The following is a 282-nucleotide window of genomic DNA, read 5'->3' on the forward strand; positions in this document are numbered from 1 at the left end:
TTTAGACGACGACCCAGCCGATCCATTAGTAGGAGACGTTAACGGAACCGTAGAACCAGCGTACGATAATGATGGCGATGGCGTAAGTAACCACTTAGACCTAGACGCCGACAACGATGGCATCTACGATACCGCAGAAACCGGCGGAACAGACGCTAATAACGACGGCATAGCCGATGGAACCCCAGACCCAGTTACAGGAATCCCAAGCAGTGCAGGCACAGGCGTATCAAGCCCAACCGATACCGATGGTAACGTAGGCGAAAACCTACCCGATTTCTT

Annotated in this window: 1 pseudogene; it reads left to right on the forward strand. The window is 52.5% G+C overall.

The window, feature by feature from the left end:
* Positions 1-282 (forward strand): annotated as a pseudogene (locus ACVC2P_RS05565) (hypothetical protein); the annotation flags it as partial.

This window comes from Pontimicrobium sp. MEBiC01747, assembly GCF_053601635.1.